16 protein-coding genes are annotated in these 16,104 nt (G+C 72.4%); 10 read left to right on the top strand and 6 right to left on the bottom strand.

All coding sequences use genetic code 11. The features are described from left to right. Positions 1-33: 33 nt before the first annotated feature. Both HUN58_RS05110 and HUN58_RS05115 read left to right on the top strand, forming a co-directional pair. Positions 34-1,200: a cell wall metabolism sensor histidine kinase WalK gene (locus HUN58_RS05110; RefSeq protein WP_180224607.1), complete on the top strand. Its 1,167-nt coding sequence runs from the start codon at positions 34-36 to the stop codon at positions 1,198-1,200. Further along, the gene (locus tag HUN58_RS05115; protein WP_058741548.1) at positions 1,197-1,877 is read left to right on the top strand and encodes a response regulator transcription factor; all 681 of its coding nucleotides are present in this window, start codon (positions 1,197-1,199) and stop codon (positions 1,875-1,877) included. The genes HUN58_RS05110 and HUN58_RS05115 overlap by 4 nt, the downstream gene beginning before the upstream one ends. Positions 1,878-2,022: 145 nt before the next feature. On the opposite strand, the gene HUN58_RS05120 is transcribed toward HUN58_RS05115, so the two are convergent. Then, entirely contained in the window at positions 2,023-2,628 is a 606-nt protein-coding gene (locus tag HUN58_RS05120; protein WP_180224608.1) for a hypothetical protein, read from the bottom strand. Between the two features lie 159 nt (positions 2,629-2,787). Between HUN58_RS05120 and HUN58_RS05125 the strand changes: the two genes are divergently transcribed. The 4 genes from HUN58_RS05125 to rlmB are packed head-to-tail and all read left to right on the top strand — an operon-like array spanning position 2,788 to position 6,964. Further along, positions 2,788-3,270: a CarD family transcriptional regulator gene (locus HUN58_RS05125; RefSeq protein ID WP_017888066.1), complete on the top strand. Its 483-nt coding sequence runs from the start codon at positions 2,788-2,790 to the stop codon at positions 3,268-3,270. 13 nt (positions 3,271-3,283) lie between these two features. Then, positions 3,284-4,486, top strand: coding sequence for a 2-C-methyl-D-erythritol 4-phosphate cytidylyltransferase (gene ispD / locus HUN58_RS05130; protein WP_167510207.1), 1,203 nt, complete (start codon positions 3,284-3,286; stop codon positions 4,484-4,486). A gap of 29 nt (positions 4,487-4,515) precedes the next feature. Next, positions 4,516-5,925 carry a cysteine--tRNA ligase gene (gene cysS / locus HUN58_RS05135; RefSeq protein WP_114849459.1) on the top strand — a complete coding sequence of 470 codons (1,410 nt, stop codon included), beginning with the start codon at positions 4,516-4,518 and terminating at the stop codon, positions 5,923-5,925. Positions 5,926-5,953: 28 nt separating this feature from the next. Beyond that, entirely contained in the window at positions 5,954-6,964 is a 1,011-nt protein-coding gene (gene rlmB / locus HUN58_RS05140; protein ID WP_058740486.1) for a 23S rRNA (guanosine(2251)-2'-O)-methyltransferase RlmB, read from the top strand. A gap of 258 nt (positions 6,965-7,222) precedes the next feature. On the opposite strand, the gene HUN58_RS05145 is transcribed toward rlmB, so the two are convergent. Both HUN58_RS05145 and HUN58_RS05150 read right to left on the bottom strand, forming a co-directional pair. Continuing rightward, positions 7,223-8,533: a DUF4032 domain-containing protein gene (locus HUN58_RS05145; RefSeq protein ID WP_114849460.1), complete on the bottom strand. Its 1,311-nt coding sequence runs from the start codon at positions 8,531-8,533 to the stop codon at positions 7,223-7,225. A gap of 104 nt (positions 8,534-8,637) precedes the next feature. Next, entirely contained in the window at positions 8,638-9,738 is a 1,101-nt protein-coding gene (locus tag HUN58_RS05150; protein WP_058740485.1) for an ABC transporter ATP-binding protein, read from the bottom strand. A gap of 248 nt (positions 9,739-9,986) precedes the next feature. Between HUN58_RS05150 and HUN58_RS05155 the strand changes: the two genes are divergently transcribed. Continuing rightward, entirely contained in the window at positions 9,987-10,916 is a 930-nt protein-coding gene (locus HUN58_RS05155; protein ID WP_167510151.1) for a thioredoxin domain-containing protein, read from the top strand. Between the two features lie 28 nt (positions 10,917-10,944). Here HUN58_RS05155 and HUN58_RS05160 read toward each other — a convergent pair whose 3' ends face one another. Continuing rightward, entirely contained in the window at positions 10,945-11,835 is an 891-nt protein-coding gene (locus HUN58_RS05160) for a neutral zinc metallopeptidase (RefSeq protein WP_114849462.1), read from the bottom strand. Between the two features lie 60 nt (positions 11,836-11,895). Here HUN58_RS05160 and HUN58_RS05165 point away from each other — a divergent pair, with 60 nt between their 5' ends. Next, positions 11,896-12,840: a 2-deoxy-5-keto-D-gluconate 6-phosphate aldolase domain-containing protein gene (locus tag HUN58_RS05165; protein WP_180224609.1), complete on the top strand. Its 945-nt coding sequence runs from the start codon at positions 11,896-11,898 to the stop codon at positions 12,838-12,840. A 54-nt stretch (positions 12,841-12,894) separates the two neighbouring features. On the opposite strand, the gene HUN58_RS05170 is transcribed toward HUN58_RS05165, so the two are convergent. After that, positions 12,895-13,677 (bottom strand): NAD(P)H-hydrate epimerase, encoded by a 783-nt coding sequence (locus tag HUN58_RS05170; RefSeq protein ID WP_180226104.1) that lies wholly within the window; start codon positions 13,675-13,677, stop codon positions 12,895-12,897. A gap of 22 nt (positions 13,678-13,699) precedes the next feature. On the opposite strand from HUN58_RS05170, the gene HUN58_RS05175 reads away from it, so the two are divergent. Together HUN58_RS05175 and HUN58_RS05180 are read left to right on the top strand one after the other, a co-directional pair. Further along, positions 13,700-14,491, top strand: coding sequence for an alpha/beta fold hydrolase (locus HUN58_RS05175; protein ID WP_180224610.1), 792 nt, complete (start codon positions 13,700-13,702; stop codon positions 14,489-14,491). Positions 14,492-14,564: 73 nt separating this feature from the next. Next, on the top strand, positions 14,565-15,596 hold the full coding sequence (locus tag HUN58_RS05180) for an aldo/keto reductase (RefSeq protein ID WP_180224611.1): 1,032 nt from the start codon (positions 14,565-14,567) through the stop codon (positions 15,594-15,596). 264 nt (positions 15,597-15,860) lie between these two features. Here HUN58_RS05180 and HUN58_RS05185 read toward each other — a convergent pair whose 3' ends face one another. Then, entirely contained in the window at positions 15,861-16,097 is a 237-nt protein-coding gene (locus HUN58_RS05185; protein ID WP_180224612.1) for a hypothetical protein, read from the bottom strand. Between the last annotated feature and the right edge of the window lie 7 nt (positions 16,098-16,104).

Below are 16,104 nucleotides of genomic sequence, written 5' to 3' on the forward strand. Positions count from 1 at the left end.
GGAACCGGACGTGTCCGTCCCTACACTGGCGGCATGGACAACGTGTGGCTCGTGCCACTCTCGATGCTCCTCGGTGGGGTGTTCGGCGCGGGGGTCGTGGTGCTCGTCATCACGGCGGAACGCACCGCCCGTGCCGCCGACGTCGCGGAGCGGACCCTGCCGGACGGCGTCGCCGCGGTGATCGCGACGATGCACAACCCGGCGGTCGTGGTCGACCCGTCGAACACCGTCGTCGCGGCCTCGCCGCAGGCGCTCACGGTCGGGCTGGTGGTGCGGCGGAAGCTCGCGCACCGGGAGCTCGTCGAGCTGGTGGACCGGGTGCGTCGGAGCGGCGAGATGGGGTCGGAGGACCTCGAGCTGCCCCGCGGCCGGAGCGGCGAGCTCATCGGCTACCTGAGCTTCCGGGCGGCGCAGCTCGGCAACCGGTACGTCCTCCTCACGGCCGACGACCTCACCGAGAGCCGCCGCATCGACGAGGTCCGACGGGACTTCGTCGCGAACATCTCGCACGAGCTGAAGACCCCGATCGGCGCGATCGGCCTGCTCGCCGAGACCCTGGTCGTCGCCGCGGACGACCCCGAGCACGTGAAGAAGTTCGCCGGGCAGCTGATGACCGAGTCCGAGCGGCTCGGTGCCCTCACGAAGGACATCATCGAGCTCTCGCGCCTGCAGTCCGTGGACACGCTGGAGAACAGCGAGGAGACCTCGATCGACAAGATCGTGCAGGCCGCCGTCGACGCGAACGAGGTCGTCGCGCGCGCCCGGGACATCGACCTGGTCCGTGCGAAGCGCACGAAGCTCCGCGTGATGGGGGACCCGGGGCTGCTGCAGGTCGCGGTGTCGAACCTCATCGCCAACGCCGTGAAGTACTCGCCGGACCACACCCGCGTCGGCGTGGGCGTCCGGTCGGCGAAGGGCTTCGTCGAGATCGCCGTGACCGACCAGGGCGTCGGCATCCCCGAGGCCGACCTCGACCGCGTGTTCGAGCGGTTCTACCGCGTCGATCCGGCGCGCTCCCGGGCGACCGGCGGCACCGGGCTCGGCCTCGCCATCGTCAAGCACGTCGTCGGCAACCACGGCGGCGACGTGCGCGTCTGGTCGCAGCCCGGCAAGGGCTCGACCTTCACGATCCGTCTCCCCGAGGCGGATCCCGACCTCACCACCGCCCTCGAAGAGCAACTGGAAGAGCAGCCATCGTGACCAAGATCCTCATCGTCGACGACGAGCCGGCCCTGAGCGAGCCCCTGGAGTTCCTCCTGCAGCGGGAGGGCTACGAGACCGCCGTCGCGGCGGACGGCGTGACCGCGCTGTCGAAGTTCGACGCGGAGAACCCGGACCTCGTGCTGCTCGACCTCATGCTCCCGGGCCTCAGCGGCACCGAGGTCTGCCGGCAGATCCGCACGCGGTCGAACGTGCCGATCATCATGCTCACCGCGAAGGACTCCGAGGTGGACATCGTCGTCGGGCTCGAGCTCGGCGCGGACGACTACGTGACGAAGCCGTACTCGACGCGGGAGCTGCTCGCCCGGCTCCGGGCGGTGCTGCGGCGTCGGACCGAGGACGACCCGGGCGACAGCGGGATCCTGCAGGTCGGCGGGATCCGGATGGACGTCGAGCGGCACACGGTGTCGGTGGACGGGTCCGAGACGCCGATGCCGCTCAAGGAGTTCGAGCTGCTCGAGCTGCTGCTGCGGAACGCCGGCCGTGTGCTCACCCGCGGGCAGCTCATCGACCGGGTGTGGGGGTCCGACTACTTCGGGGACACCAAGACGCTCGACGTGCACATCAAGCGGATCCGCTCGAAGATCGAGCGCGTGCCGAGCACACCCGAGATCCTCGTCACCGTCCGCGGCCTCGGCTACCGCATCGAGGGCTGAGCCCGACCCGTCGGCCGTTCCTGGTCGCGTCGCCTCGGCGACGCGGCCGGGTCCGGACGGACTGGAGGCCCGGTGCCGGTTCTCGGAACCGGCCCCGGGCCTCCAGTCTGACGCGCCTGGTGCGCGCTCGCTTTGGCGCGCTGCGTCAGTTGCCGGAGCTGGTGGCCTCGCCGGTCGGGGTGGCCCCGTCGGTGGACTCGGTGCCGGCGCCCGGCGTCGCGGTGCCCGTGGGGCTCGGCGACGGTGCGAGGCTCTGGTACTCCTCCATTGCGTTGGTCAGCACGGGGACGCTGGCCGAGACGCCCTCGGCGCCGGAGTACGAGAAGTAGGTCTTGACGAGCGAGCCGGGCCGGGCGTCCGCGCCCTCGAAGACGACCGCCTTCGCGCCGGTCTGCTCGGTGCCCTGCGAGTCGCTGCCCTCCTGGGTGCTCGAGCCCTCGCTGCTCGACACCGTCGGGGTGTTCGTGCCGAGGTCGCGGCGGCTGCCGGCGGGGACGACGACCGTCTGGGTGTCGCCGCCGAGCTCGATCGAGAGCGTGATGTCCTCGGACTCGTCGGTGTTGATGACGGTGCCGATGAAGCGTGCGTCCTCGCCGCGGTCGGAGATGAAGAGCGCGTTGCGGATGTCGAGCTTGCCGGTGGTGACGTTCACGCCGTCGGTGATCTGCTTGATCTCCGTCGTGTGCGCCGGCGACATGAACTCGCAGCCGGTGGCGCCGAGCGCGATGGTTGCCGCAACGGCGACGGACACGAGTACCCGAGCTCGCAAGAGATTCCTCCGGAAGATCACGATGGTGGACCGGACGGTCCGGCACCATCCTAGCGATCACCCGGGTGTGGGTCCGCCCCGGCCCCACTACCCGAAACGCCCTTGTGGTAAACTGGGGGTTCTGGGAACGGAGCCTGATACATGCAATTCGAGGTCGGCGAGACCGTCGTCTACCCCCACCACGGGGCGGCAACCATCTCTGAAGTCAAGACTCGCGTCATCAAGGGCGAGGAGAAGGTCTACCTGAAACTCCGCGTCACGCAGGGTGACCTGACGATCGAGGTCCCGGCGGACAACGTCGACCTGGTCGGCGTCCGCGACGTGATCGGTAAGGAAGGACTCGACAAGGTGTTCGAGGTCCTCCGGGCGCCGTTCACCGAGGAACCGACCAACTGGTCGCGCCGCTACAAGGCGAACCTCGAGAAGCTCGCCTCCGGTGACGTCATCAAGGTGTCCGAGGTCGTCCGTGACCTCTGGCGCCGCGACCAGGACCGCGGGCTCTCGGCGGGCGAGAAGCGGATGCTGGCCAAGGCGCGCCAGATCCTGATCTCCGAGCTGGCCCTGGCCGAGAAGACCGACGAGGACAAGGCATCGACCGTCCTCGACGAGGTCCTCGCCTCCTAGCGCGACCAGCACCCTGGCGCCACAGCACGACGACACGACCGCCCTGCTCCCCGGACCCCGGGTGAGCAGGGCGGTCGTCGTCGTCGCGGCCGGCTCCGGGACGCGCCTGGGCATCGGTGACGCGAAGGCCTTCGTGCCGGTCGCCGGCGAGCGCATGCTGACGCGGGCGGTGCGGACGGTGTTCACCCTGGCCGAGCCGACCTTCGTGGTCGTCGTCGCGCCGACCGCCCGGTTGGACGAGTGCCGGGCGCTCGTCGCGGCCGTCGCGGGTCCCGCCGCTGCCCTGACGAGCGTGGTCGCCGGTGGCGCCGACCGGCACGCGTCCGTGCAGGCCGGGCTCGACGCGCTGCCCGACGGCATCGAGTGGGTGGGCGTGCACGACGCCGCCCGGTGCCTGACCCCGGCGGCGCAGTTCGCCGCCGTGTTCGAGCGCGCGGAGACGACCGGGGACGGGGTCGTCCCGGCGCTGCCCGTGACCGACACCGTCAAGCGGGTCGAGGGCGACCTGGTGGTCGAGACGGTCGACCGGTCCGCGCTCGTCGGTGTCCAAACCCCGCAGGTGTTCCCGCTGCGGGCCCTCCGGGACGCGTACGCGGCGGCGCAGCGGTCCGAGACCGACGACGCCGGGGTGTTCCGTGCGGCGGGCGGCGTGGTCCGCACGGTCCCCGGGCACGCCGACGCGTTCAAGATCACCACCCGCTGGGACCTCGCACGGGCCGAGGCGATCGTCGCGGACTCGGCGCTGCCCACGGTCCGCATCGGGCTCGGCGTCGACGTGCACGCGTTCGACGACGCATCGCCCTGCCGCGTCGGCCTGCTCGACTTCCCCGGACAGCCCGGACTCTCCGGCCACAGCGACGGGGACGCCGTGGCGCACGCCGTCTGCGACGCGCTGCTCTCCGCCGGCGGGCTCGGGGACATCGGCGGTCGGTTCGGCACCTCCGACCCCCGGTACGCGGGTGCGTCCGGCGACGTGTTCGTCCGCGGGGCCGTCGAACTGCTCGCGGCGGCGGGTCTCGTGCCGACCTCGGTGACGGTGCAGGTGATCGGCAACCGCCCGCGCATCGGGGCACGGCGGACCGAGATGCAGGACGCCCTCGCCGCGGTCGTCGGGGCACCCGTCGCGGTGTCCGGCACGACGACCGACGGGCTCGGGCTGACCGGACGCGGCGAGGGGCTCGCCGCGATCGCGACCGCCGTGGTGCGCCCCGCCTGACCGCCCGTCCGACGTCCTAGGCTGGACGGGTGACCGTTCGCCTGTACGACTCCCGCGCCGCAGCCGTCGTCGACCTCGTCCCGCTGGTCGACGGACAGGTGAGCATGTACGTCTGCGGTCCGACGGTGCAGTCGTCGCCCCACATCGGGCACCTGCGCTCGGCGCTCGTGTACGACGTCTGGCGCCGGTGGCTGACCTACCGCGGCTACCACGTCACCCTCGTGCGGAACGTCACGGACATCGACGACAAGGTGCTCGACCTGGCTGCGGGCACCGACGAGCCGTGGTTCGCCCGGGCGTACCGCGTCGAGCGGGAGTTCACCGCGGCGTACGACGCCCTCGGCATCCTGCCGCCGACGTACGAACCCCGTGCGACCGCGAGCGTGCCGCAGATGCACGACATCATCCAGCGGCTCATCGAGCGCGGGCACGCCTACGCCGCCGCGGACGGCTCCGGCGACGTCTACTTCGACACCGGCAGCTGGGCCGACTACGGCGCCCTGACCCGGCAGCGCCGCGAGGACATGGTGGACGCCGCCGACGCCGACCCGCGCGGCAAGCGGGACCCGCGGGACTTCGCGCTCTGGAAGGGAGCGAAGCCCGGCGAGCCGGCGACCGCGACGTGGGACTCCCCGTGGGGCCCGGGTCGGCCAGGGTGGCACATCGAGTGCTCCGCGATGTCCCGCCGGTACCTCGGTCCGGCGTTCGACGTGCACGGCGGCGGGCTCGACCTGCGCTTCCCGCACCACGAGAACGAGCTCGCGCAGTCGACCGCTGCCGGTGACGGCTTCGCGTCGTACTGGCTGCACAACGGACTCGTGACCGTCGACGGGCAGAAGATGTCGAAGTCGCTCGGCAACTCGATCTTCGCCGCGGACTTCCTCGGCGCCGCCCGGCCGGCGGTCGTCCGGTACTTCCTCGGCGCCGCGCACTACCGCTCGTCGATCGACCACCACGAGGGCTCCCTGGCCGAGGCCGAGGCGGCGTACGACCGGATCGCCGGGTTCCTCGACCGTGCCGCCGGCCGCCTGACCGGGCAGCACGCGACGACCGCCGCGGGGGTGCCCGACGCCTTCGCCGCGGCCATGGACGACGATCTCTCGGTGCCCCAGGCCCTCGCCGTGCTGCACGACACCGTGCGCGCCGGGAACGCCGCCCTGGACGCCGACGATGCGGAAGCGCTCGGGGTCGCGTACCATCAGGTGGCCGCGATGGTCGAGGTCCTCGGCATCGACCCGCGAGCGGCCCACTGGTCCGGTGGTGGTCAGGACGTCTCGGCCGCACCGCTCGCCGCGCTCGTCGACCGCCTCGTGCAGGAGCGCGCGGACGCCCGTTCCGCACGGGACTTCGCCACGGCGGACCGCGTGCGCGACGACCTCGCAGCCGCGGGGATCACCATCGAGGACACCGCAGCAGGAACACGCTGGAGCATCGCCTGACAACGGCCGTGCCGGACAGGAGAGAGCAATGAAGAACGTCTCGGGGAGCAAGAAGGGCCGGCCCGGCGCCGTCCGCTCCGGCCGCAAGGGCAACAAGCAGGTCGGCTCCGGCGGCCAGGGCGCGCAGGCGCTCGAGGGGCGCAAGCCCACGCCGAAGGCCGAGGACCGGCCGTACCACCCCGCCGGCAAGCGCAAGGCCGCCAAGGAGCGCTTCGAGGCCGCTCGGGGTCGCCACGGCGCCTCGAGCTCGCCGCAGCAGCGCACCGGCCGCCCGCCGCAGCGGAAGACCGACGACTCGGAGCTCGTGACCGGACGCAACTCCGTGCTCGAGGCCCTGCGCACGAAGACGCCCTCGACGACGCTCTACGTCGCCGCCCGCATCGAGGTCGACGACCGCGTCAAGGAGATCCTGGCGCTGGCGAACCACCGAGGTGTCCCGATCATGGAGATCATGCGGCCGGAGCTCGACCGCATCACCGGGCACGACAGCGTGCACCAGGGCGTCGCGCTCAAGGTGCCGGCGTACGAGTACGCGGTCGCCGAGGACCTGGCCGAGCGTGCGTTCTCCCGCGATCAGGTGCCGCTCATGGTGGCGCTCGACGGCATCACCGACCCGCGGAACCTCGGCGCGATCATCCGCTCGACTGCGGCGTTCGGCGGGCACGGCGTCATCGTGCCGCAGCGTCGCTCGGTCGGGGTGACCGCGTCGGCGTGGAAGACCTCCGCCGGTGCCGCCGCCCGCACCCCGGTCGCGATGGCGCCGAACCTGACGCAGACCCTGAAGTCGCTCAAGTCGATGGGCCTCTTCGTGCTCGGCCTCGACGGTGACGGTGACGTGGAGCTCGACGCCCTCGAGCTCGCCGACCGGCCGATCGTGATCGTCGTCGGGTCCGAGGGCAAGGGCCTGTCGCGCCTGGTCACCGAGACCTGCGACGCGATCGTCTCGATCCCGATCTCGAGCGCCACGGAGTCGCTCAACGCCGGCATCGCCGCGAGCGTCACCCTGTGGGAGGTCGCCCGGCGCCGACGCGCCCAGTAAGCGACGAGCGCTGCGCGGACGAGCGCTGCGCACACCAGCGCGACCACCGCAAGGCCCGGTGCCGGTCCACGTGACCGGCACCGGGCCTCCTGTCCGTCCGCCCGCCCGTCTCGCGCCGCGAGCGTTCACGACGTGCCGCGTGCGGTCCGCCGAGCATGCACCAAGTGTCGGCTGCGGGCCGCGAACGTGACAGATCTGGCCCGCTCGCGGGCCGCGAGCGGGCCAGGCGCGCCCCGGAAGGCGCGTGACCCGGCAGCGTCAGACGCTCGCGCGCCAGTCCTCGACGTCCTCCTCGTCGGACGCTGCGTCTGCGTCGTCGACGACCGGGATCGGCAGCGTCATGGACGAGGTCGGCGGGTTGATCAGCAGGCGCTCGTCGCGGCGGTGCCGGAGCACGTCGTTGATGTACGCGGTCGTGGCCTCGGGGAGGGAGACCGAACGCTCCTCCTCCTGGGACATGTACCAGCGGTGCTCGAGCAGCTCGTGGAAGACCTCGGCGGGCTCGAGCCGTCCGCGCAGGTCCCGCGGGATCGAGCGCACGACGGGCTCGAACACGCGCGAGACCCACTCGTGCGCCACCATCTCCTCGTCGAGCCGGTCCCGGCCGTTGCGCGCCCGGTACGCATCGAGGTCGTTGAGCAGCCGCCGCGCCTGGTTCTCGCCCGCGTCCAGTCCGGTCAGGCGGAGCAGCCGGCGCTGGTGATGCCCCGCGTCCACGACCTTGGGCTGGATCCGCACCTGCGAGCCGCCCTCTGTCGTGTGGATCGACAGCTCCTCGATGTCGAAGCCGAGCGCGTTGAGCCGCTCGACCCGGTCGTTGATGCGCCAGCGCTCCTTGATGTCGAACTGCTCGGTGCCGGTGAGCTCCTTCCAGAGCGTCCGGTACTGCGCCACGATGCGGTTCGACACGTCCACGGCGTCGGCGTTCTCGTCGAGCCGCCCACCGGCCTCGAGGTCGAGCAGCTCGCCCGCGATGTTGACGCGCGCGACCTCGAGGTCGTTCTCGCGCTGCCCGTTCGACAGTCCGCCGGGGTAGAGCTTGCCGGTCTCGGCGTCGACCAGGTAGGCCGCGAACGCGCCGGCGTCACGGCGGAACAGCGTGTTCGAGAGCGAGACGTCGCCCCAGTAGAAGCCGATCACGTGCAGCCGGACGAGCAGCAGGGCGAGGGCGTCGACGAGTCGCGTCGCCGTCTCCGGGCGGAGGGTCTGCGAGTACAGCGCCCGGTACGGCAGCGAGAAGCGCAGGTGCCGGGTGACGAGCACCGGGTGCAGCGGCTCGCCGTGCTCGTCGACGCGGTTCGTGATGACCGCCACGGGGTCCACACACGGCACGTCCATGCGCTGCAGCGTCTTGAGCATCTCGTACTCCGCACGGGCGACCTCTTCGCCGGTCTCCTTCACGGCGGCCACGTACCCGCTCAGGTGCACGAAGCGGACGAGGTGCCGCGAGATGCCCTTCGGGAGCGCGACGATGACGTCGTCCGGCCAGTCCTCGAGCGGCAGGTCCCACGGCAGGTCGAGGAGACCGGGGTCGACGGTGGCTGCGGTGATGGACATGGAGTCGGGCACGGTTGGCTCCTGTTGGTACGGGTGGCTCCTGCTGGTACGCGCGGCTGGCAGACGGGAGGCGCGGTGCCAGCTGGCACCGCGCCTCCCGTCGGGCTGTTCCAGCGTCAGGCGCTGACGACGGCCTTGTCGTCGAGACGCTCGCCCGACTCGGTGTCGAAGGCGTGGACGTGGCCCTGCTTCGGCGCGATCACGATCGTGTCACCGATCGAGGGGTGCGAGCGACCGTCGACACGGGCGACGATGTCGGCGCGCTGGCCGTTCACGTCGGCGTGACCGTACAGGTAGCCGTCGGCGCCGAGCTCCTCGACGACGTCGACCGTGACCGGCAGGCCCTCGCCCGAGGTCGAGACGATGACGTCCTCGGGACGGATGCCGACGGTGATCTGCCCGGCGCGCGCGTTCGACAGCGTGTCGCGGTCGATCGCGTGGTTCAGCGTGCCGAACTTGATCCCGCCCTCGACGACGTCGGCCGGGAGCAGGTTCATGGCGGGCGAACCGATGAAGCCGGCGACGAACACGTTGTTCGGCTTCTCGTACAGGTCGCGCGGGGTGCCGACCTGCTGCAGGATGCCGTCCTTGAGCACCGCGATGCGGTCGCCCATGGTCAGCGCCTCGGTCTGGTCGTGCGTGACGTAGACCGTGGTGACGCCGAGGCGACGCTGCAGCGAGGCGATCTGCGTGCGGGTCTGGACGCGGAGCTTGGCGTCGAGGTTCGACAGCGGCTCGTCCATGAGGAACACCTGCGGCTGACGGACGATGGCGCGGCCCATCGCGACGCGCTGACGCTGACCACCGGAGAGCGCCTTCGGCTTGCGGCCGAGGTACTGCTCGAGGTCCAGGAGCTTGGCGGCCTCCTGCACGCGGGTGGCGCGCTCTTCCTTGCCGACACCGGCGATCTTGAGCGCGAAGCCCATGTTCTCGGCGACGGTCATGTGCGGGTACAGCGCGTAGTTCTGGAAGACCATCGCGATGTCGCGGTCCTTCGGCGGGACGTCGGTGACGTCGCGTTCGCCGATGCGGATCGCACCGGAGTTGACCTCTTCGAGGCCGGCGAGCATGCGCAGCGAGGTCGACTTGCCGCAGCCGGAGGGGCCGACGAGGACGAGGAACTCGCCGTCGGCGATGTCCAGGTCGAGGGAGTCGACCGCGGGGCGGTTGCCTCCGGGGTAGAGACGGGTTGCCTTGTCGTAGGTGACGGACGCCATGAGCGTTCGATCCTTCCTTCACCGGCAGGTACGTGCCGGACGATCCGTTGTGAAGCGGTTGCCCGATGGGGCCCCGGATGGTCGCCGTCGACCATCGATGCTCATACAACACGAGTTCCCCCCGCAGCGCCAGTGCCCCGGACGACCTGGTTGGCTGGTCCCAGGAAGGACCACTACGATCGGCGGGTCCGTCCGGCGTGCGGGGGAAGCCGTGCGGACACCAGGATCGACGTGAGGACCATCGACGCATGACCAACCGCCCCGAGGGTGACGCACGCGCCGCGCGCAACGAACGACGAGAGGCCGCGCGACAGCGGGCCCAGCGGATCCGGACGCAGCAGAAGCGCCGGCAGCGCGGGACCCGGCTCGGCCTGCAGATCGGCCTGGGCGTCGTGCTCGTCGCGGCGGCGGCCGTCGTCACGCTGGTGCTCGTCGACTCGACGCAGCCCGCCGGCCCCGGACCCGCGAACATGTCGCAGGGCGGCATCACCATCGGGCAGGACCTGAAGGCCGTGGGGTCGGGTTCGTCCGCTTCCTCGGACGCCTCGCCGTCGGCCGACCCGAGCGCGACCGCGGCGCCGAGCGTCCGCATCACGATGTACGTCGACTACCTCTGCCCGACGTGCGGCCAGTTCGAGAAGGCGAACGGCGACTACATCGCGAGCCTCGCCGAGTCCGGTGCCGCCACGGTCGACATCCACCCGATCGCGACCCTGTCGAACCGGTCGCAGGGCACGAAGTACTCGCTCCGGGCCGCGAACGCCGCCGCGTGCGTGGCGGACCGCTCGCCCGACCAGTTCTACGCCGTGAACCAGGCGCTCTTCGCCCGCCAGCCGGAGCAGGGCACCGCGGGGCTCACCGACGCACAGCTGCAGCGCATCGTCACCGGGGTGGACGGGATCCGCGACGCCGGTGCGATCCGGGACTGCATCGCCGACCAGACCTTCGCGAAGTGGGTCGACGAGCGGACGACCGCGGTGACGGCTGGCGACGTCCCGGGTTCGGACCTGCAGGACTTCCCCGGTACGCCGCTCGTGCTCGTGAACGGCAAGCAGTACGAGCTCACCTCCCCGATCACCAACGACGACTTCCGCACGTTCGTTGTGTCCGCCGCGGGGGCGACCGAGGGCACGCCGACGCCGACGCCGAGCGCGTCGGCCACGCCGTCCGCCGAGTAGCCGGCCGCCCGGCAGCGCCGGCCAGCCGTTACAGCGCGGACCCCGGCACGCTGAAGGTGTCGCACCGGGTCACGCCCTGCTCGTACCCGCGCGTGAACCACGCCTGGCGCTGCGCGCTCGACCCGTGCGTGAACGAGTCCGGGTCGACGCTGCCGGTGGCCCGCTCCTGGATGCTGTCGTCGCCGACCGCGCTCGCGGCCGACAGGGCGTCCCGGATCTGGTCGCGCGTGATCGGCTCGAAGAAGGTCTGCCCGTCGGCGTCCTTCGTCGTCGCGGCCGCGCCCACCCAGGCGCCCGCGTAGCAGTCCGCCTGCAGCTCGACGCGGACGCTCCCCGACGACGCTCCGGTGCCGGACCGGTCGGTCGCCGCGAACGTGCCCTGCAGCTGCTGCACGTGGTGGCCCCACTCGTGTGCGACGACGTACATCTGCGCGAGCGGTCCGCCGGACGAGCCGTAGCGGGACTGCAGGTCGTCGTAGAACGCGGTGTCGAGGTAGATCGATCGGTCCGGCGGGCAGTAGAACGGTCCCGTCGCGGCGGACGCCTGCCCGCACCCGGTGCCCGTCGAGCCGTCGAAGAGCACGAAGCCCGGGGTGGCGTAGTCCGTGCCGAGGTCGCGGGACTCCCGGATCCAGTAGGCGTCGAGCGACTCCGCGGCGCCCTCCATCCGGCACTCCACGTCGAGGTTCGCGTCGCGGCCGGTCCGGCACCGGGACGCCGCGTCGACGGTGTCGCCCTGCTGCTGGATCTGGGTGGTCCCGTCCCCGCCGAGGAACGGCGTGAGGTCGACGCCCGTGAACTGCGCGACGAGGAACACCACGATCGCGCCGATGCCCACCGCGCCGCCGCCGATCGCCGCCCCGCGACCGCGACGCTGCACCTTGCCGCCGGACAGCCTGGAGTCGTCGTTGAAGGTCATGCGCCAGAACGTACCCGCTCGCCGGGTCGGCGCGGAGGGACGGCGAGGAACATGGCCGGCATGGCCGACCTCGACGAACAGCACCCCCTCTTCCTCTTCGCGATGGACCAGCGGTCCTCGCTGCTGGAGCACACCTACGGCGACGACTCCGGTGAGCCGGCCGACGAGGCCGACGCCGAGCGGGTCCGCGCCGGCAAGCAGCTCGTCTACCGCGGTGTGCTCGCGGCGCTGGCCGCCGGCGCGTCCCGGGCACGCACGGGCGTCCTCGTCGACGAGCGCTACGGCGCCGACGTCGCACGGCTGGTCAAGGAGGCCGGGCTGGTGCTCGCGATGCCGGTCGAGCGGTCGGGCCGGGAGTGGTTCGAGCTGGAGTACGGCGACGACTGGGTCGCGCACGTCGACGCGTTCGACCCGGACTTCGTGAAGGTGCTCGTCCGCGACAACCCCGGTTTCGACGCCGACGAGCGCGCCGCACAGGCCGAGCGGCTCGCGGCGGTGTCCCGCACCCTGCACGACGCCGGGCGACCGTTCCTCGTCGAGCTCCTCGTCCCCGCGACGGACGAGCAGCAGCGGGACGGCGGGACGGACTACGACCGCGACGTCCGCCCCGGGCTCGTCGTCGAGGTCGTCGGGTACCTGCAGGAGCACGGCGTCGAACCGGACGTGTGGAAGCTCGAGGGGCTCGACCGCTCCGAGGGCGCCCGACGCGTGGTCGAGGCCGTCCGCGCGGGTGGCCGGGACGGCGTGCAGTGCATCGTGCTCGGCCGGGACGCCCCGGAGGAGCAGCTCGACCACTGGCTCCGGACGGCGGCCCCGGTGGACGGGTTCGTCGGGTTCGCGATCGGCCGGAGCAACTGGGAGGACGCGCTCGACGACGTCGTGCACGAGGGCCTCGACCACGAGGGCGCCGAGCGGCTGATCGCGGCGAACTACCGGCACTTCGTCGACACCTGGCTCGAGGCGCGACCGGACGTCGTCGACGGGGTGGACGCCGGCGGGCACTGACCCGGCGACACCGTCCCGGTCCCGGTCCCGGTCCCGGGCCGGGGTCCGGGGCGGTCAGGTCCGGACGAGGGGCTCCACGGCCGCGAGCTCGTCACCGATGCCGACGTCCACGAGCTCGATGCGCCCGGCGAGGGTGGCACCGGGCCCCCGCAGGAGCCCCGCCTTCACCGCGCCGAACGTCACCGTCACGTCCGCGTGCAGCACGTGGTCGTCGGCCACGCCGCCCGTGTCGACGTCGATGCCGCTCGGCACGTCGACGGCGACGACGTACGGTGCGCGCTGGTCGCGGGCGAGCTCCCGGACCGCGTCGACGACCTCGCGGGCGGGGGAACGCAGCGCGGTGGCGCCCCGCACCCCGATGCCGAGGACGCCGTCGAGCAGCAGGTCGGCCCGCTCCGCGGCCTCCGCGGTCAGCGCCGCGAGCCGCTCGCCGTCCGACACGACCGCCGCCCGCAACACGTCGGCAGCGCCGGCGGCCGCGACCCCGCCACGGGGCGGGGTCGGACCGGCCAGGAGGCGCGCCCCGGCTCCCAGCGCGGCTACCAGGCCCGCCTCGTGCACACGTCGGCCGACGCGCACGACCGCCACGTGCCTCCCGGCCGACGCCAGCCGCGCCGCCGCGAACAGGGCGTCACCGCCGTTGTCGCCGCTGCCGGCGAGGACCAGCACCGAACCGGGCCCGTCCTGCGGACGGACCGCGGGGTCGTCGAGCAGGTCGCCCACGACCCGGGCGAGGCCGTCGGCCGCCCGCTGCATGAGGGGCTCGCCCGCCTCGAGGTGCGGCCGCTCCGCCGCCCGGACCTGATCGCCGCCGTAGCCGTCCATGTCGACCACCATGCCCCGGTAGCCTGGTCGCGCCATGTCACTCGTCCCCGAAGCGCCCCGACCACGTGCCGTGATGTCCCCGGACGGGCTGAAGCTCGCCACCTACGACTTCGGCGACCCGGACGCCCCCGTCGTCGTCGCGGTGCACGGCTTCGCGTCGAGCGCGGTGCTCAACTGGCACGCCTCCGGTTGGACCCGCGACCTCGTCCGCGCCGGCTACCGGGTCGTCGCGCTCGACCAGCGCGGCCACGGAGCATCGTCGAAGCCGCACGACCCGTCCGCGTACTCGATGGACCTGCTCGTGGCGGACGTCACCGCGGTCATCGACACCTACCTGCTGTCCGACGTCGCCTACCTCGGGTACTCGCTCGGCGCGCGCGTCGGTTGGCACACCGCCGAGCGGATCCCGGACCGCGTTACCCGCGCCGTCTTCGGCGGCATCCCGGACGCCGACCCGATGCGCCGGGTGGCCGTCGACCAGGCGAAGGCGTACATCGTCGACGGGACCCCCATCGAGGACCGCGTCACGAACGGGTACCTGCAGATGGCCTCCGGGGTGGAGGGGAACGACCTGCGGGCCCTCGTCGCGATGGTCGAGGGGATGCGGGACAGCATCGAGCCGACGCCCGAGAACGCCCCCGCACAGCCGATCCTGATGGCCGCGGGCAGCGAGGACGGGATCAAGGACAACGCGGTGCGGCTCGCGGCGGCGGCACCGGACGCGGACTTCTTCGAGATCCCGGGGCGCAACCACTTCAACGCCCCGACGTCGCGGGCGTTCCGCGAGCGGGCGATCGCGTTCCTCGGGGGCGGAACCACGCAGTGACGTCGTTCGGCGCGCGCTGACAGGTACTCGTGGGTCCTCGCTGACGCAGACGCCCGCGCGTAGCGTCCCGGTCATGGACCACAGACTCCTCGGCAACAGCGGGACATCGGTGTCGACGCTGACCCTCGGCACCATGACGTTCGGCAGCGAAGCCGACGAACCCACCTCGCACCAGATCCTCGACACGTTCGTCGCCGCGGGCGGCACGCTCGTCGACACCGCGGACGTGTACTCCGGCGACGAGTCGGAGCGCATCATCGGTCGTTGGCTCGCCGCGCACCCGACCGAGGCGCAGCAGGTCGTCCTCGCCACCAAGGGGCGCTTCCCGCAGGGCGACGGTCCGAACGACCTCGGCCTGTCCCGTCGGCACCTCCGGGTCGCCCTCGACGCCTCGCTCGAGCGGCTCGGCGTCGAGCACATCGACCTGTACCAGATGCACGCGTGGGACGCTCTCACCCCGATCGAGGAGACCCTGCGCTTCCTCGACGACGCCGTGTCCGCGGGCAAGATCGGCACGTACGGCTTCTCGAACTACCTCGGCTACCAGGTGACGAAGGCCGTGTACGAGGCGAAGGCGCACGGCTGGGCGCCGCCGGTCACCCTGCAGCCGCAGTACAACCTGCTCGTCCGCGACATCGAGCACGAGGTCGTCCCCGCGTGCCTGGACGCCGGCATCGGCCTGCTGCCGTGGTCGCCCCTGGCCGGCGGCTGGCTCTCCGGCAAGTACCAGCGCGACGAGGCCCCCACCGGCGCGACCCGACTCGGCGAGAACCCCCAGCGCGGCATGGAGGCGTGGGAAGCCCGGAACGGCGACGAGCGCACGTGGCAGGTCCTCGACGCGGTGTCCGCCGTGGCCGACGCGCACGGGGCCTCGAGGTCGCAGGTCGCCCTGGCCTGGCTGCTCGCCCGTCCGGCGGTGACGAGCGTCATCCTCGGCGCCCGGACGGTCTCGCAGCTCGAGGACAACCTCGGTGCGGCCGACCTCGTGCTGACGGACGACGAGCTCCGCGCGCTCACCGACGCGAGCGCGCCGCGGGTCGACGACTACCCCTACGGCACGGCGGGCGTCGCGCAGCGCGAGCGCCGGATCACCGGCGGCCGCTGACCCGGCTCGGCGACCGGTCGGCACTCGGCAGGCATCCGGCCGGCTCCCTGCGGGAACGCAGTCGAGGCGGCCGGATCCTGCACATCCGTGCGGGAAGCCGCGAAGAGTCGCCGATCTGTGGACACGTCCCCCGTTCTGGTGTCATCCTCGTCACACGGCCGGCTGGTTACCGCGTCGAGCGCCCGGAACGCCCCCTGATCCGCGTTCCACGCGCCGAAGGGCCCGGATGAGTGATCATCCGGGCCCTTCGCCGTGACCGCGGCCTCAGTCGGCTGCGGCGTGGTGGGCCGGTACGGCCGGCTTCCCGCCGGCACGGCGCCCGGCGAGCACCGATCCCATGGACGCCGGCGTCGTCGCCGCGAGCGCGGCGCCGACCATCGCGAGGCCGACGAGCAGCAGGACGAACGCCAGCACCGTGCCGCCCGGCGGGTGCCAGGCCTGGGCACCGAGGACCTCGCTCCACGGCGCGGAGACCCCGACGGCGTAGCGCCGGAGCACCACCGCGAAC

It is taken from the genome of Curtobacterium sp. Csp1 (genome assembly GCF_013347185.1).